Here is a 22,009-nt window from a genome sequence, read left to right as displayed (position 1 = left end):
CGATCCGCCCTGCTAATTACTTCGTCTTGAACATGCATGTAACAGACGGAAACCCAGTATCCACCAGTGTGCCTCTGCATGCTGGTGGATACTGTTTTACCATCTTGTCCATTTGGATCACAGGACTGCCTTCCCTTCCGGCAGCCGCCACAGAAAGGAGCATCTGCATGACGACCTCCACAGCTTCTACCGATAATCATCTGCATATGAAGGAAATCTACAAATCATTCGCCGGTGTTCCGGCACTCGAAAATGTAGACTTCAGTCTACACAGCGGCGAGATCCATGCGCTGCTAGGCGCCAATGGTGCCGGCAAAAGTACACTGATGAAAATATTATCCGGCGCCTACACCGCCGACCGTGGCCGTATTACGATCGACGGTCAACCCGTGCAGCTGAACTCCCCGGCAGCCGCCAAAGAAGCCGGTATCCAGTGTGTGTATCAGGAAGTCGACACTTCGCTGATTCCCCAGCTGTCGGTGGCCGAGAATATTCTGCTGCACCGGCTGACCAGCTCCAAAGGCAGTCCGATTCTGAACTGGAAATCCCTGTACCGGGATGCGGAAGAAATATTGAGCAGACTCGGCTTTGCCATCTCTGCGCGGCGTCAGGTCAGTGAACTGTCACTGGCAGAAAAACAGCTGGTGCTGATCGCTCGCGTCATGGCGGAGAAAGCACGCTTTGTTATTCTCGATGAACCGACAGCTCCACTCAGTATCGAAGAAGCGGAGCGGCTGTTTGGCATTATGCAGGGACTCAAAGCTCAGGGGATCGGAGTGATCTTTATTTCCCACCGGCTGCCCGAGATTTTCCGGGTATGCGACCGTATTACGGTCATGCGCGATGGACGTCGGGTCAGTACCGTACCTGTAGCAGAGACCAATCCCGGAGAAGTTGTACATACTATGCTGGGACGTGCTTTTGAAGAAGAATATCCCAAAGTATTCACTGAAATCGGTGAACCGCTGCTGACTGTCAGCCATCTGGCTGCTGGTCGTTATGTGCAAGATGTCAGTCTGGACGTATGCCGCGGTGAGATTGTCGCGGTGGTCGGACTCGTCGGCGCCGGCAAGACCGAACTGTCCAAGCTGCTGTTCGGAGCCGAGCAGCCGGAGCGCGGCACTGTCGAGCTGAATGGACGTCCGGTTCGGGCACGCAATCCGCATCAGGCGATCCGAGCCGGGATGGTACTCGTTCCAGAGGAACGGCGCAAGGAAGGCATTCTGGTCAAGGAATCCGTTCTGCATAATCTGAGTCTGCCGCTGCTGCAGTCGATCACTTCACTCGGCATTATTTCCGGTAGAGCGGAGCGCAAACTGGGTGAAGGACTAATCTCCTCGCTCGGAATCAAGACATCATCCGGACAACAGCTGACCGGATACCTGAGCGGCGGTAATCAGCAGAAGGTCGCAATCGGTAAATGGATGGAGACCAATGCCGATATCTTCATTCTCGATGAACCGACCAAAGGCGTCGATATCGGAGCCAAACGCGATATTTTCAACGTAATCGGCAATCTTGCCCAGCAGGGCAAAGGAATATTATATCTAACCTGCGAATTTGATGAAGCGCTTGGTCTGGCGGACCGTATCCTCGTGATGTGCGATGGCCGGATCACCCGCTCTTTCGCTTATGGTGAAGCTTCACAGCAGGATCTGTTATATCATGCCAGCGCAGGCCGGGAGGAACTTGTATGAAACATCAGATTGCCCAATTCTCATATCGCTACGGCGCCCTGATCTTTATCGGTCTGGTGCTTGTCTTCTTCTCTTTGTATAATCAGCACTTTTTCACCTATAACAATATTACGGATATTTTGCGTTCGATCTCTATTGTTACCTTCGTGGCGATTGGTATTACCATCTCGCTGACTGTAGATGGCTTTGACCTGTCGGCAGGCTCAACGGTCTCGCTTACAACCGTCGTCGTCGCTGCGATGATGGTCTGGCATCAGATGCCGCTGATTCTGGTCCTGATTGTGCCGCTAATTATCGGCGCACTCGTCGGACTGCTCAACTCGCTGCTGATCGTCAAGATCCGTATTCCCGATCTGCTGGCGACACTGGCTGTCATGTACATTGTCAGCGGAATTCATCGCACGTATACCAAAGGATATTCCATCTACAACAATATGCAGTTTCAGGATGGAACCAAGGCGCCCGGCGTCATGCTGGACTCCTTTCTCTGGATCGGACAGGGCCGGCTGCTCGGTATTCCGTTTCCGGTTATCCTGATGCTGGTCGCCATCGTTGCCATGCACTTATTTTTCAAATATACGCGGGGTGGTCGCCAGATGATCATGACCGGCAGTAATGAAGAAGCAGCACGTCTGTCCGGACTGCGGGTCAATCGTATTCGTACACTCGCCTATGTCGCTTCCGGCATCTTCGCTGCAATTGGCGGAATTCTGTTCGCTGCCCGTGTCGGTTCCGGTCAGATTGATGCCGGTTCATCGATGCAGATGGATGCGCTCGCTGCCGTTTTTGTCGGCTATTCGGTGTTCGGTGCTGGACGTCCCAACATCATCGGTACCTTTTTTGGAGCTGTGCTGATGGGCGTATTGGTCAACGGGATGACCATGCTGCATGTGGAATACTACACGACAGATATTATCAAAGGCGCTGTGTTGGTACTCGCGCTGGCTGTTACCTTTATCCACCGCAAGCGGCAAAAAGTATAGATACAGGAGACATTCATACTCCCCGTGAAATACGTACAGTCGCATCACAGTGATTCTATTCTGATCTGCCAAGGAGGCAAATGATCCATGACCACAACTGCTGATTCCATCTACGAACCATTAACCGAAGAGACTGCGATCCAGCTCGCCCGGCGGCTGCAGCTGTTCGCAGCAGCTGCTGATCTAGTCTGCCGCGAAATTGGTGACGGCAATCTGAATCTGGTCTTTCATGTGACTGAACCGGCGGCAGGTAAAGGTGTTATTATCAAGCAGGCGCTCCCCTATGTACGCATTATCGGCGAAGGCTGGCCGCTCACCCTGGAACGCGCCCGGATGGAGAGCGAAGCGCTGCGAATCTTTGCCCGCTATGCCCCGGAATATGTACCGGAAGTGTATTATACGGATAATGACTATGCGATTACGGTGATGGAAGATCTGTCGCATCTAACTATTGCACGCACGGGTCTGGCCGAAGGCGCCGTCTATCCGCTGCTGTCGATCCATATTGGTCAGTACATGGCCCGTACCTTATACGGTACTTCGGATTATGCGCTGGGTGCAGAAGCCCGGCGGGAGCTGGCACTGCAATTTCACAATCCGGAGCTGTGCAAAATTACCGAGAACTTTGTTTTCACCTACCCGCTAATCGATCATGAGAGCAATGTGGTAGAAGAAGGGTTACGCCCGCTGGCTGAGCAGATTTGGCAGGATGAGCAGCTGCTGCGTGAAGGTGCCAAGCTCAAGCGCCACTTTATGATATCCGCCGAAGCACTGCTGCATGGCGATCTGCATACCGGCAGTATCTTTGCCAGTGAGGAAGAGACCCGGGTAATCGATCCGGAGTTCGCCTTTTATGGACCGATGGGATATGATATCGGACTGTTCATCGCCAATACTCTGCTGTCTGCACTCGCCCGCAGCGAAGATAGCCGGGAGGCACTGCTGACTCATATCACCACGGTATGGGACGTATTCGCTGCCGAATTCACTACCCTTTGGCAGAAGGATAATCAGGAGCCATTGGCTGGTGCAGCAGGCTATCTGGATGATGAACTGCTGCGCATTTTCCAGGATGCGGTCGGTTATGCTGGTAGCGAGATGATGCGCCGGGTGATCGGGCTGGCCCATGCCAGAGATATCGAAGCCATACGCGACGATATCCGCCGTCTGCATATCAAGTCTGCTGCGGCCCTGCTGGCACGTGATCTGATCGCGAACCGAGGACACTACAAACGGGCTGCCCAGCTTGTGGAGGCACTGCATCAGGCAGATCGGAGCGAGCCATTTTTGCATAGCTGATCCCTTGTTCTTGTCTCATTTTCATCTATCGTCTCAATACATCGCCTCACTAAACAGCCAATACCCGGACTCCATTATGGAAATCGGGTATTGGCTATTTGCTTCTATCCAGCAGTACATAGAGGACGACACACTTGTTCTTTTCTATCCGCCTGCCTATTTGGCTCAACAAAAAAATCTCCCGATCGTCTGTGCCAAAGAGCAGACGATCGGGAGATGTTCTGTTAAACGTTTAGATCAGTTTGGCAAAGGTCAAAATACGCTCCATCAGTGCGGCTGTCTCTGCACGATTTACCGGAGAGTCCGTATTCAGCAGACCTGCATTTCCTTGTACAATACCTTGTTGTGCAGCAAAACCAACTGCACTGGATGCCCAGCCGGATACCTGATTGGCATCACGGTAAGCCTGGAGCGATGCGCTGCTGCCTGTGCTGGTATCAATATTCGCCAGTTGTACAGCACGTACGAGAATCGCAATGGCTTCCTCACGGCTGATATTACGATCCGGCTTGAATGTACCATCTGCATAACCGGTGAGCAGACCATAATCGGCGGCTGTACCGACATAATCCTGGTACCAGCTTCCACCGGCTACATCACTGAACGAGCGTCCTGCACCCTGACGATCCACCAGTCCGAATGCACGAACCGCTACAGCTGCGAATTCCGCACGAGTGATATTGCGGTTCGGTTCAAAAGATGCCTGGCTAACCCCTTCAACCACCATCCGAGAAGCCATATCTTCAATAGCTGCACGTCCCCAGTGATTGGCTACATCGGCAAAGCTTTTTTCATTCTCAATCAAAGCATAGGTTCCATTGCTGACCAGACTGTTAATCTGTGCATAATACTGATCCCCGATTTGCGTTACACGGGTCGGTACATGCATAAAGGAAGACTGGTCTTCGTTATAGATAATTCCGGTGGTAATCCGGGATGGATCGAATCCTTCCGGCAGCGGAATCAGACGCTGTGCATATTGTTCAAAGTTCGGTACCGTTACCTGGGCACCGTCCATACTCGCGGTCACCCCAAAATTGGTGGTCGTGGCATCGATCAATTTCACATTACGTGTAGAAGCTGCACTTTGCAGGCCCTGAGATTGCGCTGTTCCTGCTGGCGAAATGGTAATGGTATACTGCAGATTCTGCAAATTGGCTGCTGTATTATTTTGTGAAGTCAGTGCGGTTACATTCATCTGCTTGGCTGGCAAAATATACTGTCCCCGTTCTGATTGTATTTCGACAGTACCATTGCGATCATCCAGCCATTTGGCGAGAGTGCCATCCAGTTCTGTACGCACGTTACTCACATCTGTTGGTGCCGGAATTACCAGACGGTTACGATCCGAATTATCCAGAGACTGAATCGCCTGATTGCTGTTTACACGGATACGGGCAACCGGTATTCCGTTTTGCTGTTCACGGATCACAGTAGCAATCGTCTCTTTGGTTACCGAATCAGCCAGTGGCGTTTCTGTCGTTGGACTGGATGGTGTAGTTGGTGTAGTACCACCTGTATCGCCTGGTGTTGTATTGGAGCCACCTCCACCTCCACCGCCTGAACTGTTATTGTTATCATCGTCACGGCGAGAGGTCACGGTAACATTAATAGTAACTGTCTTGCCCTGATAATCCGCTACAATAGCTGCTGTACCTGCATTGACTGCTCGAATTAAGCCATTAGCATCTACAGTAGCTACGCCCGGATTGGACGATGTATACGTCAGGCCTTCCGTGATAGTTTTAACTGTACCATCATCGTAAACGGCCTGAATGACGGTCTGCTCGGTATCTCTCTGTCTAATCGTATACTCGGTACGATCGGTAGACAGGCTTGTTACGACCGGATCGGCAGTAACCGTTACATTGATACCCAAGGACTTGCCACCATACTGCGCTGTAATCGTGGCAGTACCTTTGCCAGCAGCTGTAATTAATCCACCTGCTCTGACAGAAGCCACATTCGGATTGGAAGAGCTGTAGTAGACATCCTCCGTTACCGTTTTGACAGTGCCATCATCATAGACAGCCTGAATGACGGTCTGCTGGGTCGTTCCTTTTTTTAGTGTGTACTCTGTCTGATTGGTAGACAGGTTCGTAATAACCGGCGGAGTATAGGTTACATTGACGGCTGCTTGGGCGCTGGAGCCGTTATACACCGCTGTAATCACAGTGTTGCCCTGAGTATTACCGGTTACCAGACCTGTAGCATTAACCGAGGCAATACCCGGATTGGCTGAGCTAAAGGTTACACCGCTGGTTACGGTATACAGCTCACCTGTCTCTTCATAAACAGCCTGTACGGTTGTCTGATGGGTAGTACCCAGCTTCAGATTGTAAGCATTGCTATCCAGCGTCAATGGCGGAATCGCATTAGTTGTAAATACCTGATTGCCGGCCGCATAGGTTGTTCCATATGAATCTATCGCATAAGCTCGGTAAGTATACGTAGTAGAGGGTGTCAGATTAACTGCTTTAACAGTAAAAGGACCTACACCTGTCTGTGTGCTTGCATATCTCGTAACTGTATTATTCATTGTATTTGTAATTGCAATACCTTTTTCCACGACAGGAGTTTTGCCTTCTAACTGCACTTCACCTGCCAGTTGCACGGATCTGGAAGTGAGCAGTGTAGCCGCTCCTGTAGCGACGAGTGGTGCTGCCTGCAGCGTCCATGTTTCGTTAATAATCGCACCTGATGAACCAAATCCACCAAAAGAAAGGATCTGATCATGCGTTGGATCATACAGCATGCCGATATGTCCACGGACACTTGTGGTTAGATTACGCTGCGTCCATGTACTGCCAGTCCAAAACCAGGTATCTCCGGTCATCTGACCGCCGGTACCAGGTATTTCGCCGCCAAACAGGATGACATTGGCTCCATCATAAGCAAGTCCATAAGCCATACGTACTGGTGGGCTTGTGGCTGGGGCCTGCTGGGCCCAATTCGTACCGTTCCATGTCCAGGTATCATTGAGATATCCTGATGTCGCATTACCGCCAAACATCAGTAGATTACCACTGACCGGATCATACGTCATCTGTCCAAAGTTACGGGCAGAAGGTAAAGTAGCCGGAGACTGAATAATCCAGTCACTTCCGTTCCATGTCCATGTTTCATTAGACCTGCCACTGCCTGTTATACCACCAAACAAAACGATGTTATTACGAGTCTGATCTGTCGCCATATAAGGTGTACCACGTGGAGTAGGGTTATGAGCCGGACTCAATTGCTGCCAGTTACTGCCGGTCCATGCCCAGGTATCTCCCAGATATCCGCTCGGGCTGTCTCCTCCAAACATAATAATCCGCTGGGAAATAGGGTCATACGCCATACCGCCACCGCTGCGACGGTTTGGAACATTAGTTGGGCTCAGCTGCTGCCAGTTGGTACCATCCCACTGCCAGGTGTCATTAAGCTGATTGGTGCTTCCACCCACATATCCGCCAAACATCAGTACTTTTCCTGTAGCCGGATTGTACGCCATTAATGGAGCAGTACGACCTGCAGGTACAGTAGCTGGAAAACGCTGAGTCCATGCATAGTTACCATTCGTTGCCGCTGAAGCAGTAGATGCTCCGCTGAAAAAGCCGGAAGGTAAAGTGATTACCAGAAGAAATGACAATAGCAGTAACATCGACTTTCGAATACCCCGGGCATTGGACAATAGATTCTAGCCTCCTATGTGTATATGATTTAGAAAAATATGTTTATAATGTATATTTAAAACAAAATATCATGAAAAAAACATATAATTTACATAATAAATAATTAATTTTATGTATGGAGTAATCGAGACGCTTTTTGCCGTCGTTATCCGAATCAACCTCTTACTAACAACAATTAAATGAAAATGAAATAGATGACCCATAGCAAAAACTCCAAACCCGCCTGGGGTCTGGAGTTTGGATACAATTGGATCAAGTATGTCTTGAACGATTATTGGTAATTTAACTATTCGCGGCCACCTGAATGGTGACATCATCGCCAAGCAGTGCCAGGTTATTGGAAATGACCCGATCCCCGGCTGCCAGTCCTTTGCTGATCAGTGCCTGGGAGCCTGTAATGGTAGCGACGGTTACCGGTTTGCGTACGGCTTTGCCTTTGACTGCTACATAGACATAGGATTGCTTACCGTCTTTGAGGATGGACTTGCTCGGAATAATGATCCCTTCTTTGGCGTCATCCCCGACAAAGCTGACATCCGCCAGCATCCCCGTTTTGAGCTGGCCACCCGGGTTGGTAACTGCTACTTCAACTGGATAGCCATTGCCTGCAGCATCCATTGGATTAATATTTTTCACTTTGCCGTTCGCTATAATACCGGAGGACGCTACATTGACCTGTACACGGTCACCGGCTTGAATACCGTTAATCTCTTCTGCTGGTACATAGATCAGGATATTCACTGTATCCAGATTGGCAATAACCAGTGAGGGAGCAGCCGAAGATACCATTTCGCCGGCTTCTACATTTTTGGTGACGACAATGCCGTTAATCGGCGATTTGACGACCGCGTTATCAAGTGCATCACGAGCAATATCGATATTGACCTGCGCCTGCGCTACCTTTTGCTGGCTCGCTTCGACACCAGCGGTACTCTGGGATACTTCCAGCTGACGCTGGGCATTGTTATAGCCTTCGCTGGCGTTGGCATAGCTGCTGTTGGCATTCTCATATGCAGACTGTGCGGTAGCCAGACCCTTTTGTGCAGTCGCCTGGGCATTGCGCGCTGCTTCCAGTTGTTCCTGGGCGTTGGCGCGTGCATTGACTGCATTATCATACGCCGTCTGGGCACTGACAACGGCTGCTTGTGCCTGCTCCAGCTGCGCCTGCGTCGCCAGTCCGTTATCTGCCAGCGATTGGGTGCGTGTCAGTGTAGACTTGGCGGTAGCCAGCGCTTCCTGGGTCTGCTTGATGGTATTGCCTGCAGTAGAGATCGCTGTCTGCGCCTGCTTGGCAGCTGTATTGGCCTGGTTGATTGCAGCCTGAGCCTGGTTGATGCCGCTTTGAGCCTGGGTGATAGCGCTCTTGGACGAAATAATGCCGTTCTTGGAGCTGACCAGACCCGACGATGCGGAGACGACGCCCGTTTCACGGGAACTCTCAGCTGTCTTGACGCCTGCCTGTGCCGCCTTGGCATCGGACTCGGCGATCTTCAGCTTGTTGCGCAGATCATCGTCATCCAGTCGAAACAGAACCTGACCGGGTTTAACCTCAGCACCGACATCAACGGTGACATTATCCACTTTGCCGGCGATTTTGGGCATGATATTGACAGTCGCCGAAGGGTTGACCGTACCTGTATAGATACTTCCCTGACCCAGCATCCCCTTTTGGGCCTGGCTTACCTTGACGGTGACATTCATAGCCTGCGCCGCTTGGTTATTGCCCGTAGAGCATCCTGCCAGCAAGGTGGCGCTCAGTACAAGAGCAGCTGCAGTAACTTCCCATTTTCTTTGTCTCATTGCTCGCTTCCCTTTCTTTCTGTGATGGCTAATTTCGATTTTATTTTTATTTTATAACGCGACAGATACCGCTCCGATCAGGCCTGAGCAGGCACTTCGTCGGTAATGGCGATTTCTTTTTTCTTCTTTTTCCGGCTGATAAACAGCAGCATCAGCGGCAGACAGCAGAACAGCGGAATCGAAGACAGCAGGAACGTATCGGCGATTCCCCGTGAAGCAGCATCCAACGAGATCAGACCTGTTGTGCTGGACAGCCAGGAGCTGCCGAGTACCGATTGCAGATATTGCCCGCCTTCGGCCGTAACCGATTCAGCGATATGCTGGCTGTGCAGGGCTGTACGATTCTGCATGATAAAGGTAAAAATGGCGATCGCCATCGAACCGGCCAGCGTACGAATCAGATTCGATGCTGCTGAGGCACTGCTGACTTTGGCGGCGGATACTTCTTCCGCTATAGCGTTCATACCGACCGTCGACAGCGGCATCAGGCAGAGACCGATCCCCATTCCGCGCACGACCATGACCGTCTCGAACCATAACCGGGAGGTCTGCGGTGTCAGGGTATGCAGTTGATAGGTCATTACACTGGTCAGTGTCAGACCGAACAGACAGAGCGGTACGATACCGATCTTGTCCACCAGCTTGCCGGCGATTGGCATCATGAGCGCCATCGCTACCGCCTGCGGCAGCAGGATCAGACCGGTGCTGATCGCCGAATACGATTGAATATTTTGCAAAAAGAGCGGTGCCAGGAAGGTTCCTCCCATCATGCCCATCATGACAAAGCTGGAAGCCACTACACTGATCGTGAACTTGTAATTTTTGAATAAAGAAATATCGATAACTGCGTTATCCTTGCCGCGCTCCACAAAAATCAGGAAAACCAGCGACCAGAAAGCGATAAACAGCAGACCGACAATCTTGAACGACGTCCAGCCGGACGAAGCGCCGTTGGACAGTGCATACAGCAATGTGCCTGCACATGTCGCCGACAGCAGGAAGCCTATCAGGTCGAACTTGATCGGCTGGTTCTTCGGCGGTTCCTTGATTAACAAGAAGATCATCAGAATAGCGAACAAGGCAATCGGCACACAGGCGATAAACAGAAAACGCCAGTTAAACCACTCAATAAGATAACCACTGAGTGTCGGTCCGATGGCCGGCGCAGCCATTGCCGCTATGCCCCACAGACCCACGGCAAAGCCGATCTGTTCACGCAGCATAATTTTGTAGACGATCGTCATACTGAGCGGCATAATGAGTCCGCCGCCAAGACCTGCGAGAATCCGTGCGGCGATCAGTGACATATCATTCCATGCGAAGGCACAAATCAGTGTACCTATTGTAAATACCGACAACGCCAGTATCATAAATTTCTTGTAGCCGATCCGCTGCTCCATAAATCCGGTAATCGGTACGATAATTCCCGAAGCGAGCGTATAGCCGGTAATAACCCACTGAATACGTGTCGTAGTTGAACCCAGATCCGTAGTAAGCTGGGGAATAGCGACGTTGATCAGACTGTTATTGAGTACCGCAACAAAGGTACCCAGTACAATCGACCAGAAGGCAAACCAGCGTTCTTTGGACGTCAGGCTATCGGTTGTTGCGACAGGAGCGGCGTTTAGAGTTTCTGCAGACACATCGACGCCCCCTTTTATGAAGTATGAATCTTGACTTCCACATTGGTGCCCGGGATCAGCTTCATACCTTCCGGCACATTCAGTGCGATTTCCACCGGAATGCGCTGGGTGACTTTGTTAAAGTTACCACTGGTGTTGGTCGCCGGAATCACGGAAAAGACCGAATTGGACGCTTGTCCCACTTTGCGGACTTTCCCCTGGATCATCTGGTCACCGGCTGCATCCAGTGTAATATCGACAACCGCGCCGAGCTTGATACGGCTGATATCCGTTTCTTCGATATTGGTCGTTACATACAGATTGTTCATATCGACCATGATCGCTACAGCAGCGCTGGGGGAAGCAATCTCATGCTCTTTGGCATTCAGCTTGATTACGGTTCCGCTGATCGGTGCGCGTACGATCGATTTGCTGATCACGCTGGCATCGAGTCCGGATACATCCTGTTCGGCGATCGGCTCGTTTTGCTTCAGTACGTCGCCTTCTTCCACATCAATATGGTTCAGCCGGGCTGTTAGCTGCGGCATTACCTTGTACTGATCGGCCGCAATGCGGGCATCATCAGTTTTTACAAAATACGCTCCCTGGTACCAATAGTAGTAACCGAGCGCTCCACCACTCACAACGAGCAGCACAATAAGAACCCATAGGGTAATCTTCTTTCTCACAACTTCCACCTCGGACTTGTATATTTGCCAATCATGCTGTGGGTCAGGCGCGGTCTTCCTGCATCCGGCTAATGACTCCCAGTAAATCTTTGAGATTATCCAGTTCGTGTGTGCGACCGGATCGTCCATAACGTATCAGAAATTCATAACATTCCTCGTAACCAACCTCGATATTCACAGGCCGCCAGGAGGCAGTGCGCACTTTCATATCCTCCAGCTCCTGTTCCTTCTGCGCAATCGCTTCGGTCAGCATGAACTGGATACGTTCGATATCGACCAGTTTGACAAAAAACAGCGGTGCCAGCAGTGAGCGGATATCTTTGGGATTTTTGAAGCTTTTGTAGATCATATCCTTGAGCGCTTCACGGCCGTTCTCGGTAATCGCATAATTGCTCTTATCCGGATGACCTTCGGACTGGACCGTTTCTACCTTGTCCAAATATCCCTTTTTGTGGAGGGCATCGAAATTGTAGTACAGATTGCCGTCGGTAATGCTGACGGTATTGCTTGTGTTTTCCAGAATCCGTTTCTTGATGTCATAAGGGTGGCGCTCTTCATGCCATAGCGAACCCAGAATATAAATTTGTAGAGACAAAACATTCCCCTTTCTACTCTTCTTGTCCGGTTTGTTTCTCATGGAACAATAGTGTACTTTTTACCTTTTCACTCTGCCTAGGGTACTCTGTACAGAGTATGTCTGTTGATTAATATACTCACTTTTGAATTAGCTGTCAATCTATTTAGGTAACCTATTTATTTGAAAGTAGGATTTTTAGGTAAGCGTTATTTGCTATTTACTGAATTTCTGTTTTATCTTTTTATATAGAAAAAGGAAATCTTAAAATAATAGAACCGGGAGGCAGCGAATGATTTATTACTATTATGTATTTATCCTGCTGTCTGCTTTTTTTAGTGGATATGGGATATTTCAATTCTGGCCTGCTTCGGAGCAGTATAATGACTTTCTTCTATTTAATGATGTATTTACAGCCGCTGTATTTCTGCCGTCTTTCTGGATTATAGGGTTTTCACTGATCGCCCAACTTTTCCTTTACTATCTGACTCCCAAGAAAAATATTTATTTGACGATACTATTGCTTTACATACTGAATTTCACTGCTTTGTTTTTTATCGCCGGCTACAGCATCCATACTTTTCTCGGCATGATTGTTCTTATTACTACTTCTGCTATTGGGCTTGTGCATTTGGGTATAGCGGTCCTGCTTCATCCCTTGTTCCGCAGCAAGCTGCATTTCGCTCCATTTGTATAAGCGTCTATTCCTGTCATCATAAAAAGGCTCCAATCCCTGTCTATGGATTGGAGCCTTTTTTGTAGCAAATCTTCTTCTAATGTTATTGCCCATTCGCCTGAATAAAGAACTGGGCCTGAATATAGTTATACGTCAGCCGGGAAAAGTCGAACGGTTGTCCATTGGACAGATGGAAAATAGTCTCCACATCCATTTTGGGATCACCTTTTTGCAGCCCCAGATACTGTGCTTCTTCTTCATTCAGCTTGTCGATATGCAAATAGGAATCCGAGAAGCCGATCTTCTGACCCAGAGCATCACGGATATAATCAAAGATCGAATCGGTGGCAATCTCGTTGTTCAGATACGTTACGATCGACTTGTTGTAATACGATTCCTCCACACAGAGCGTCTGCTCATAGATGTAGCGGATGCGCTTTACATGGTATACATCCTGTTCCTGATCGATATTCAGGTTCTGGGCAACCTCACGGCTTGGCTTGCGGATATCCAGCTCCAGCACCTTGGATGTAATCGGGAAGCTCTCCAGATCCCGGGTGAATCCCTGGTTGGACAGCAGGCTGATATAGCCTTTGCGCCGGTGTCTCCGCACGAAGATTCCGCTGCCGCGTACCTGGAAAATAACACCCTTCTCCTCCAGCAGCTCCAGCGACTTGATAATGGTACTCTTGCTGACCCCGAACTGGATCATCAGTTCATCCAGCACCGGCAGCTTGTCGCCCTGCTGCAGCGCATGGTCTTGAATGTATTTTTCGATTTCATTGGCAATGTGCTGATATTTTAGCATGTGCATTCCTCTTTGTCTGGTTGATCTCCTGCATTATCCAGATTGTAACACAGGGCGCCTCAAAGCTCATTCCCCAATCATCCTTAAAAGGAATGGGACGAATTTTCTTGCTGACTGAATCATTATACCATTATTCGGGTATTGATAAATTATACCGTTATAATTATAATGTGAAGGTGTAAAGTGTGAGGAGGCGATATCCATGTCGGGAAAAGTGAGAGATTATCCGAAGCTGGCTAAAGATATTCTGGAAGCGGTAGGTGGCGAGAGCAATATCTCCGGCGCTACACGTTGCGCCACCAGACTACGTCTTGTATTGAAGCAATCCAGTCCACAGGCCAAAGAAGCTGTAGCTTCCATGCCGGGCGTGATTACTGTTGTCGAGAATGCCGGACAATTTCAGGTCGTGATCGGTCAGCATGTGGGCGAAGTATACGATGAATTTGCCAAACTGGTGAATCTGGATACAGCCGACGAACAGACTGAACATAAAGGTACAATTCTCAACCGCATTATTGCGACCATGTCTGCTGTATTTGCTCCTTTTGTATACATACTCGCAGCAGCCGGAATTATGCAGGGACTGCTGATTATTGCGAATCTGCTGTTCGCCGGATTTGCCGAGACGGGCACTTACCAGGTGATCAGCTTTATCTCGTGGGCACCATTTACCTTCCTGCCGATCTTTATTGCGATTACAGCAGCCAAGCATTTTAAGACCAATACGTATATAGCCGTAGCCTGCTGTGCTGCACTGGTCAGTCCTACCTGGGCCGAGATGGCTGCCCAGATCGCTGATGGAGGAAGCGTCAACTTCCTCGGTATTGCTTTGACCGAGACGACGTATACGTCTTCCGTACTGCCTCCGCTGTTCCTGGTGTGGATTCTGTCTTATCTGGAACGCTTCCTCAACAAGCGGATGAACGAGATTATTCGCCCGTTATTTGTTCCTTTGTTATGTATGCTGGTTATGGTTCCACTGACGATTGTACTGATTGGACCGATTACTACACTTGGTGCCAACGGCATTGCAAACGGATACAATTTCCTGGCTGAAAATGCACCTGCTCTGGCTGGCGCGATTATCGGCGGATTCTGGCAGGTGATCGTCATCTTCGGCGTACACTGGGGCGTAACGCCGATGGTACTTGCCAACTTTGAACAGTATGGTCGGGATTCCTTCCAGGCGTACCAGACGATTGCAGTTGTCGCCCAGATCGGTGCCGTACTCGGTGTTATCCTCAAGTCCCGTAATCAAGAGACCCGCAAGATTGGTATCTCTGCTGGGGTGACCGGACTATTCGGCATTACCGAGCCGGCAATTTATGGCGTTACCCTACGCTTCAAAAAGCCGATGATCTTCGGCTGTATCTCCGGTGCAGTCGGTGCCGTAGTGGCAAGTTTCTTTAACCCGTATTATTTTGCCTATGCGGGTCTGCCAGGACCACTGACTATCGTAAACAGTATCAATGCCGATTATCCTACATCTGTCTGGGGCATTCTGATTGGATCGGCAATTGCAATTGTACTGCCGGTTATTCTGATCCAGATCTTCGGTTATGGCGTTGATGAAGCCAAGGCTTCCGGCGACAGCAGTCTGGTAGAGCAGCAGGGACAGACAGGTCCCGCTCAGCAGAACGGCAGTGATATTCCCGCCGGTGAAGAGAATATTGCTTCGCCACTGCGCGGCAGAATCATCCCGCTCACCGACGTACCGGACGAGGCATTCAGCTCTGGCGCTATGGGTTCCGGTATTGCCATCGAACCCTCCGACAATAAGCTGTATGCTCCATTTGATGGAACCGTAGCCACGATTGCACCGACACGTCACGCGATCGGATTACGCTCCAACACCGGTGTTGAGCTATTCGTCCATATCGGTCTGGACACCGTCAAGCTCAAAGGCGCACCTTTTACCCTCAAGGTGCAGGACGGCGATACCTTCCGCAAAGGCGACCTGTTACTCGAATTTGATAAAGAACTGATCCAGCGCGAGGGCATTCCGACGATTACCCCCGTCCTGGTCACCAATGCTTTCGATTACAAGGAAATCGTCGTCGGCACCCTGGAAAATGCAACCACCGACGCTGACATCCTGACCGTTGTCCGTTAAATGAAGATGTATCGCTATGCGCACAACTTTATAACCGTACACACCAAGCAACATTAGTCCTGCATTTGAAAAGCTGCGAAACCAGCTCAAACATCAGTGTCACTAATCAGATAGCTATTCTTTTAATTCTTAATATATTGACCTTCATACAAAAAGGTTACTACCATGCACCAAGCTCACTCTCCGCACAGAGCGCAGGAAAGAGAATTTTGCCAGCGCCCGACATTTAAGAACAGGGATCGACCGCTACGGCGGTCATTCAAGATCCCTGTTCTTAACCGGAGGAAGCGGCAGAATCTCTTTCCGGAGCGGAGCACAGTACCCAACACCGAGACACTATTCAGCACTCGTAATCATTCAAGCTATCCCAGCAAAATCAGCTCAATAAAAAGAGACCCACTTGGATCAGGAGGAAATCATCATGACACAATTACCAGCAGACTTTCTATGGGGCGGCGCACTCGCTGCCCATCAATTTGAGGGCGGATGGAACGCAGGTGGCAAAGGCCCGAGCGTTGTCGACGTAATGACTGCCGGCGCACACGGTGTACCCCGCCGCATTACCGATACTGTCGAAGAAGGTACCTTTTACCCAAATCATGAAGCGATCGACTTTTACCATCGCTACAAGGAAGATATCGCATTGTTTGCCGAAATGGGACTGAAATGCCTGCGTACCTCCATCGGCTGGAGCCGTATTTTCCCGCAAGGCATCGAGGAGACGCCAAATGAAGAAGGGCTGCAGTTCTACGATGATGTATTCGACGAGCTGCTCAAACATGGCATCGAGCCGGTCATCACTCTATCCCACTTTGAGATGCCGCTCTATCTGGCACGCGAATACGGTGGATTCCGTAGCCGCAAAGTGATCGATTGTTTTGTCCGCTTTGCGGAAGTCTGCTTTGACCGGTACAAGAACAAAGTGAAATACTGGATGACCTTTAACGAGATCAATAACAAAATGGATGTGAATAATCCATTGTTCCTGTGGACCAACTCCGGTGTGATGGTGCAGGAAGGCGAGAATCCCAAAGAAGTCATGTACCAGGCCAGTCACCATGAACTGGTAGCCAGTGCACTGGCTGTTGCCAAAGGCAAAGCGATCAATCCGGATTTCCAGATCGGCGCCATGGTCTCCCATGTACCCATCTATCCGTACTCTTCCAATCCCGAAGACGTAATGCTGGCAGAAGAAGAAATGAGAAAGCGCTACTTCTTCCCGGATGTACATGTGCGCGGCTACTATCCAAGCTATGCCCTCAAGGAATTTGAACGCGAAGGCTACAACATCGTGTTCGAAGAAGGCGACGATGAGATTCTGCGCAACGGAACCGTCGATTATCTGGGCTTCAGCTACTACATGTCGACTACCGTCAAAAGTGATGTGAATAACGACAATACCGGTGATATCGTGAACGGCGGGCTGCCGAATAGCGTAGCCAATCCGTATATCCAGTCCAGCGACTGGGGCTGGGCGATTGATCCGACCGGTCTGCGTTATACGCTCAACCGTTTCTATGACCGCTACCAGATTCCATTATTTATTGTGGAAAATGGATTCGGTGCAATCGATACAGTGGAGGAAGATGGCTCAATCCATGATCACGCCCGTATCGAATACCTCAAATCCCATATCGAAGCCCTGGAGAAAGCTGTCACTTATGATGGCGTGGATCTGCTCGGTTACACCCCTTGGGGCATTATCGATATCGTATCCTTCACTACCGGCGAGATGAAAAAGCGTTACGGCATGATCTATGTAGACCGGGATAATGAAGGCAACGGCTCGATGGAGCGGTACAAAAAAGATTCCTTTGCATGGTACAAACAGGTGATTGCGAGTCGCGGAGAACAGCTGTAACTACGAGGATCGCCGTATCCTTACAGGAATAGACGATAAGTATGGAAAAAGGAAGGAGCATATCAACATGCCTCCTTCCTTTTTGCTATAGATAATGATCTGGTTTGTTGATGATACAGGCTGTGTTGCCAAAAGCGCATCCGGCCTGATCATCTATTAAGTATATAGGAGCTTGTTCAGCCTTTGGCTCGTCTGTATTCGGTCAGGTAGTACAGCAGTGCCACTACAGGCATAGCAATCCCGATCAGCAGCGCCGCTTGCCAGCCTCCCATGTCATATGCCCAGCTGCCTGCTGCCGAACCGACAGCACCGCCGACGAAGAAGATCGCCATATACAGTCCATTCATCCGGCTGCGCACTTCGGCACCGAGGGAGAAAATCGCCCGCTGACCAATCACCATATTCGCGGATACCCCCATATCCAGTACAATCGCAGCTACCACGAGCAGCGTAACCGTCCCTACCGAACGTGTCTGTACGAACAGTGGCAGAATCATCGACAGAATGACAATCCCCAGTGCAATACCGGTGGCCGGACGAATCCATCCTTTGTCTGCCAGACGACCAGCGATTGGAGCAGCGAATGCTCCGGCTACACCGACGAGTGCGAACAGGGCAATCTCGGTCTGGGAGAAATGAAAAGCCGGACTGGACAGCAGCAGCGGCACAGTCGTCCAGAACAGACTGAATGTCCCGAATACAAAAGCATGATACAAGGCACGGCGGCGCAGGATTGCCGTATGGGCCAGCAGTCCCCACAATGAACCAATCAGCTGTCCATAGGAGTGATTCGATGCCGGACGTCTGGATGGAAGTGCCTTGACCAGAACAAGCGACAGAATTACTACAAGAACAGCAGACAGCCAGAAGATCGCCCGCCAGCCCAGCCAATCTGCGACGAGACTCGATACCGGACGTGCCAGCATAATACCGAGCAGCAGACCGCTCATTACATTACCAACCACCCGGCCGCGGGAAGCTTCGGGAGCAAGATGTGAAGCATAGGGTACCAAGATCTGCGCAGCTACTGAACCTACACCTACCAGCATGGAAGCGATCAGAAATAGTACCGAATTCTGCGCCCAGGCGGTGAGCGCCAGCGCCGCTGCAGTGAAGATCAGTCCGCCGAATACCAGCTTCCGGTTCTCCAGAATATCACCCAATGGCACGATAAATAACAACCCGGCTGCATAACCGATCTGTGCCAGCGTAACGATCAGACCTGCTGCACCGGATGATAGCCCAATATCCTGACGGATCAGACCGATCAGCGGCTGGGCATAATACAGATTGGCGACAATAATACCGCAGGCAACGGCCAGAAACAGAACGAGCCAGCCGGGAATGGAAGTTGATGCCGTATGGTCTGCCGATGAGGCAGGTGAAGCCTGGATTTTGGTACTCATAAGAATACACTCCTTTTTTGGAACATTCGTTCCATAATGTTTAAAAAAATAAAACTTGCTGCTATGTTCTCATGATCTGTATTCCGCTGTCTGGACAGGTTTTAGAATCATCTCTTATTTCTTAACCATCTGTAAAATAGCAGGTCCTGTGAAAAATCAGATCATCGACAGGACCATTTCCATCATATCCTCTACCCGCTTGCGCTCCGGTCCTACCTTGGCAGCAATATTGATGCTGTGGTTGAGATTGAGCAGCATATAGGACAGATTGCGGATATCCCGATCCGGGGCAATCTCGCCGATCTGCTGGCCTTTTTGCAGCAAACGGTAGAAAATCTCACCCAGTTCATCAAAACGGTGCTGGATCACCTGGGCAATCTGCTCATCCGGTGCATCGATCGCTGCGATAGCGTTGGTAATCAGACAGCCTCTTGGAGAATTCTCGTCAAACGCGAACTGGATATGCTTGTCAAAATACTCCCGCAGCCCCTGCCGCGCCGACTCCGCATGGAGCAGTACATCCCTTTTCTCCTGTCCGATTGTTTTGTAGTGCTCGATCGACTGCAGATACAGATGATGCTTGTCTACAAATGTCTCGTACATACTGGATCGGCTAATCTTCATCGCTGCCAGCAGATCCGCCATGCTCGTTCCTTCATATCCTTTTTCCCAAAATAGCAGAGTCGCCTGGTGAAGTACTGCGGTATGGTCAAATTCCTTGGTTCGTCCGATGATAACCATCCCCTCTCTTGAACACAGTATATCCCATTCGGAACGATTGTTCCAGTATTTTCGCAAAGTTACTCTGTATTTATTTTTGCAGAGCACAATAGCGTTATGAATAACCTGCTTCCGACTTTTTACTGGTGTTTTCATTTACAATATTTGCTATCTCGTGCATGATGGTGTTTTGGCTGGATTTATTTTTATTCGTATCCTGCTTTATCTCTATTTTTCGGTTGTTAGTTTTCGAGAATATTTTCAAATAAATGTAGAAGTGGATGTCACAAATAAACCATCCCGATTGTTATACGACTGAATAAAGGAGGCGAGCGAACATGCCGGATGCTTCAAATCGAAGCGAACATGCCCGAGTACAATCGATTGTAGAGCAGGTGCAGCAGGGCAGCACCGAAGCCTACAGTGAACTTATACACATATTTCAAAGACGCATCTATGTCTATTGCCATTACCTGCTTAGCAATAACGAAGAGGCAGAGGATGCCTTACAGGAAGTGCTGGTGAAAGGATTTTACGAGATCCGCCGCTTCCAGCCCGGTGTATCTTATTCGGCCTGGCTCTACCGGATTGCCTATAATCACTGCATGAATGTGCTGAAAAAAAGAAAACGACAGCGCTCTATCATACAAGATTATATCTATAGTTCCAGCAACCGAATAACCGGCGAAATGGATCATTCCGACCAGATTGATCAGCTGCTGGAGCAGTTGAAGCCGGAAGAAAAGCATATTCTGATCCTGAAAGTCATTGAGCAGTATACCTTTGATGAGATAGAAGCCATTACCGGTATCCGCAATGCCACACTTCGCAAAAAGTACGAACGAATACGCAAAAAGCTTAGCTCTACCAAGCAAAAAGGAGGAATACTGCATGCACGATCCTACGGAACGACCAAATGAGGAACAACTCAAATTATGGGAAGCGAGTATTCGAACCATGCATAAAAGCGATGTAGATTTAACCGACCAGATTATGAACCGCATTCGTGAGCAATCCACCAGCAATCGTAACAACGAACGACCAGAGATCAAGCTCGCCCGGACCGGCCTGATTGCCGTATCTGTAGCTGCCGTACTGTTTTTGGGGTTGGCCAGCAGCGCCTATGTCTCACCCTCCATGGCCAAAGCGCTCAAAGAAATTCCGGGGGCCAGTCGTATTTTCGCCATGACTGGAGATGCCGGACTCAAAACGGCAGACGAACAGGAATTGCTCACCCGTACCTCACTGGCTGACAGCCATGATGGTATCCATCTGATGGCACCCGAATTTATGTATGATGGCACACGGTTGTCAATTGCATTGAAGCGCCAGCCGGGTGATGGACAGACACCGCAGCAGAGCCTGATCCAATCGATTCACGATGTGCAGCTGCAGATTGATGGAGAACCGATGAGTAGGTATGCCGGCGCCAATGGAGATAACACGGTCGATCCGATGATGATACCCGGCTACGATCCCGATACGCTTATTATGGAATTCTCGGATCGGCGTAATCAGCAGGGGCCAGCTTTTCCGGATCAATTTCAATTAACCGTACAAATGAAAATCGATGGAGCCAAGCAGCCTTTCACTATTCATCTGCCGATTCAGAAAAATACGCAGGCGATGAAGATCGTTACGCCAAATATACAACGTCAGGACAAACATGTTCAGTTTACTGTAGCCAAAATGGAGTTTACACCGGTCACTACGAATATTACGACCAAAATCCAGTTGTCTGGCGGGCAGAAGATCGATTTGGATACTATCATGATACATTATGATGTGGTGGATGATCAGGGCCACAAGCTGTCTGAGCTAAGTGGAGGAAATGGTTATTACGAACATGACGGCAGTACACTGACTACGGATAGTCGCTTTGCTCCTTTTACTACTCTGCCCAAATCCATTACGATCAAGCCTTATCGACAGCTGCTGAAGAAAGATGATCCCAGCCAGTTCCAAATGGACGCAAATGGAAATATCAAAGTCGAATATTTACCGGAACTAGAGGTTACCATTCCACTGAGCCAATAAACCCAAAAAGCAAGGAAGCGTTCATCCGCTTCCTTGCTTCTTTATGTTCG

Annotated in this window: 16 protein-coding genes; 8 read left to right on the top strand and 8 right to left on the bottom strand. The window is 49.7% G+C overall.

The features are described 5' to 3' along the window. Positions 1–167 precede the first annotated feature (167 nt). The 3 genes from H065_RS0112040 (at position 168) to mtnK (ending at position 3,979) form a co-directional block, all read left to right on the top strand. Positions 168–1,697: a sugar ABC transporter ATP-binding protein gene (locus H065_RS0112040; protein WP_017813318.1), complete on the top strand. Its 1,530-nt coding sequence runs from the start codon at positions 168–170 to the stop codon at positions 1,695–1,697. Continuing rightward, positions 1,694–2,680, top strand: a complete 987-nt coding sequence (locus tag H065_RS0112035; protein ID WP_017813317.1) for an ABC transporter permease — start codon at positions 1,694–1,696, stop codon at positions 2,678–2,680. The genes H065_RS0112040 and H065_RS0112035 overlap by 4 nt, the downstream gene beginning before the upstream one ends. Positions 2,681–2,767: 87 nt before the next feature. Then, entirely contained in the window at positions 2,768–3,979 is a 1,212-nt protein-coding gene (mtnK, locus tag H065_RS0112030) for an S-methyl-5-thioribose kinase (protein WP_017813316.1), read from the top strand. A 232-nt stretch (positions 3,980–4,211) separates the two neighbouring features. Here the strand turns inward: mtnK and H065_RS0112025 are convergent, their stop codons facing one another. The 5 genes from H065_RS0112025 to H065_RS25845 all read right to left on the bottom strand — a co-directional run bounded on the left by H065_RS0112025 (position 4,212) and on the right by H065_RS25845 (position 12,401). After that, positions 4,212–7,652 (bottom strand): S-layer homology domain-containing protein, encoded by a 3,441-nt coding sequence (locus tag H065_RS0112025; protein ID WP_017813315.1) that lies wholly within the window; start codon positions 7,650–7,652, stop codon positions 4,212–4,214. A 283-nt stretch (positions 7,653–7,935) separates the two neighbouring features. Beyond that, positions 7,936–9,453 carry an efflux RND transporter periplasmic adaptor subunit gene (locus H065_RS0112020; RefSeq protein ID WP_017813314.1) on the bottom strand — a complete coding sequence of 506 codons (1,518 nt, stop codon included), beginning with the start codon at positions 9,451–9,453 and terminating at the stop codon, positions 7,936–7,938. A 77-nt stretch (positions 9,454–9,530) separates the two neighbouring features. Next, positions 9,531–11,096 carry a DHA2 family efflux MFS transporter permease subunit gene (locus H065_RS0112015; protein ID WP_017813313.1) on the bottom strand — a complete coding sequence of 522 codons (1,566 nt, stop codon included), beginning with the start codon at positions 11,094–11,096 and terminating at the stop codon, positions 9,531–9,533. A gap of 14 nt (positions 11,097–11,110) precedes the next feature. Continuing rightward, positions 11,111–11,764, bottom strand: coding sequence for an HlyD family secretion protein (locus H065_RS0112010; protein WP_017813312.1), 654 nt, complete (start codon positions 11,762–11,764; stop codon positions 11,111–11,113). 43 nt (positions 11,765–11,807) lie between these two features. Next, the gene (locus H065_RS25845) at positions 11,808–12,401 is read right to left on the bottom strand and encodes a PadR family transcriptional regulator (RefSeq protein ID WP_081604120.1); all 594 of its coding nucleotides are present in this window, start codon (positions 12,399–12,401) and stop codon (positions 11,808–11,810) included. Positions 12,402–12,630: 229 nt separating this feature from the next. On the opposite strand from H065_RS25845, the gene H065_RS0112000 reads away from it, so the two are divergent. Further along, the gene (locus tag H065_RS0112000) at positions 12,631–13,035 is read left to right on the top strand and encodes a hypothetical protein (protein WP_017813310.1); all 405 of its coding nucleotides are present in this window, start codon (positions 12,631–12,633) and stop codon (positions 13,033–13,035) included. Between the two features lie 82 nt (positions 13,036–13,117). Here H065_RS0112000 and H065_RS0111995 read toward each other — a convergent pair whose 3' ends face one another. Then, positions 13,118–13,822 carry a GntR family transcriptional regulator gene (locus H065_RS0111995; protein ID WP_017813309.1) on the bottom strand — a complete coding sequence of 235 codons (705 nt, stop codon included), beginning with the start codon at positions 13,820–13,822 and terminating at the stop codon, positions 13,118–13,120. A gap of 202 nt (positions 13,823–14,024) precedes the next feature. Here H065_RS0111995 and H065_RS0111990 point away from each other — a divergent pair, with 202 nt between their 5' ends. Continuing rightward, complete coding sequence (locus tag H065_RS0111990) at positions 14,025–15,935, top strand: beta-glucoside-specific PTS transporter subunit IIABC (RefSeq protein ID WP_017813308.1); 1,911 nt, start codon at positions 14,025–14,027, stop codon at positions 15,933–15,935. Positions 15,936–16,356: 421 nt separating this feature from the next. Continuing rightward, positions 16,357–17,796: a 6-phospho-beta-glucosidase BglA gene (gene bglA, locus H065_RS0111985; protein ID WP_017813307.1), complete on the top strand. Its 1,440-nt coding sequence runs from the start codon at positions 16,357–16,359 to the stop codon at positions 17,794–17,796. Positions 17,797–17,972: 176 nt separating this feature from the next. Here bglA and H065_RS0111980 read toward each other — a convergent pair whose 3' ends face one another. Continuing rightward, the gene (locus H065_RS0111980) at positions 17,973–19,202 is read right to left on the bottom strand and encodes an MFS transporter (RefSeq protein ID WP_017813306.1); all 1,230 of its coding nucleotides are present in this window, start codon (positions 19,200–19,202) and stop codon (positions 17,973–17,975) included. A 156-nt stretch (positions 19,203–19,358) separates the two neighbouring features. Continuing rightward, positions 19,359–20,078, bottom strand: a complete 720-nt coding sequence (locus H065_RS0111975; RefSeq protein ID WP_238557950.1) for a TetR/AcrR family transcriptional regulator — start codon at positions 20,076–20,078, stop codon at positions 19,359–19,361. Positions 20,079–20,260: 182 nt separating this feature from the next. Between H065_RS0111975 and H065_RS0111970 the strand changes: the two genes are divergently transcribed. Together H065_RS0111970 and H065_RS0111965 are read left to right on the top strand one after the other, a co-directional pair. Beyond that, positions 20,261–20,842 (top strand): RNA polymerase sigma factor, encoded by a 582-nt coding sequence (locus tag H065_RS0111970; protein ID WP_017813304.1) that lies wholly within the window; start codon positions 20,261–20,263, stop codon positions 20,840–20,842. Continuing rightward, positions 20,814–21,959 carry a DUF4179 domain-containing protein gene (locus H065_RS0111965; protein ID WP_017813303.1) on the top strand — a complete coding sequence of 382 codons (1,146 nt, stop codon included), beginning with the start codon at positions 20,814–20,816 and terminating at the stop codon, positions 21,957–21,959. Before H065_RS0111970 ends, H065_RS0111965 begins: the two co-directional genes overlap by 29 nt. Positions 21,960–22,009: the final 50 nt, after the last annotated feature.

It is taken from the genome of Paenibacillus shenyangensis, assembly GCF_000346635.1.
Taxonomy (GTDB): domain Bacteria; phylum Bacillota; class Bacilli; order Paenibacillales; family Paenibacillaceae; genus Saccharibacillus; species Saccharibacillus dauci.
The sequence above is the reverse complement of the archived record's forward strand: the minus strand, read 5'-3'. Positions and strand labels throughout refer to the sequence as shown.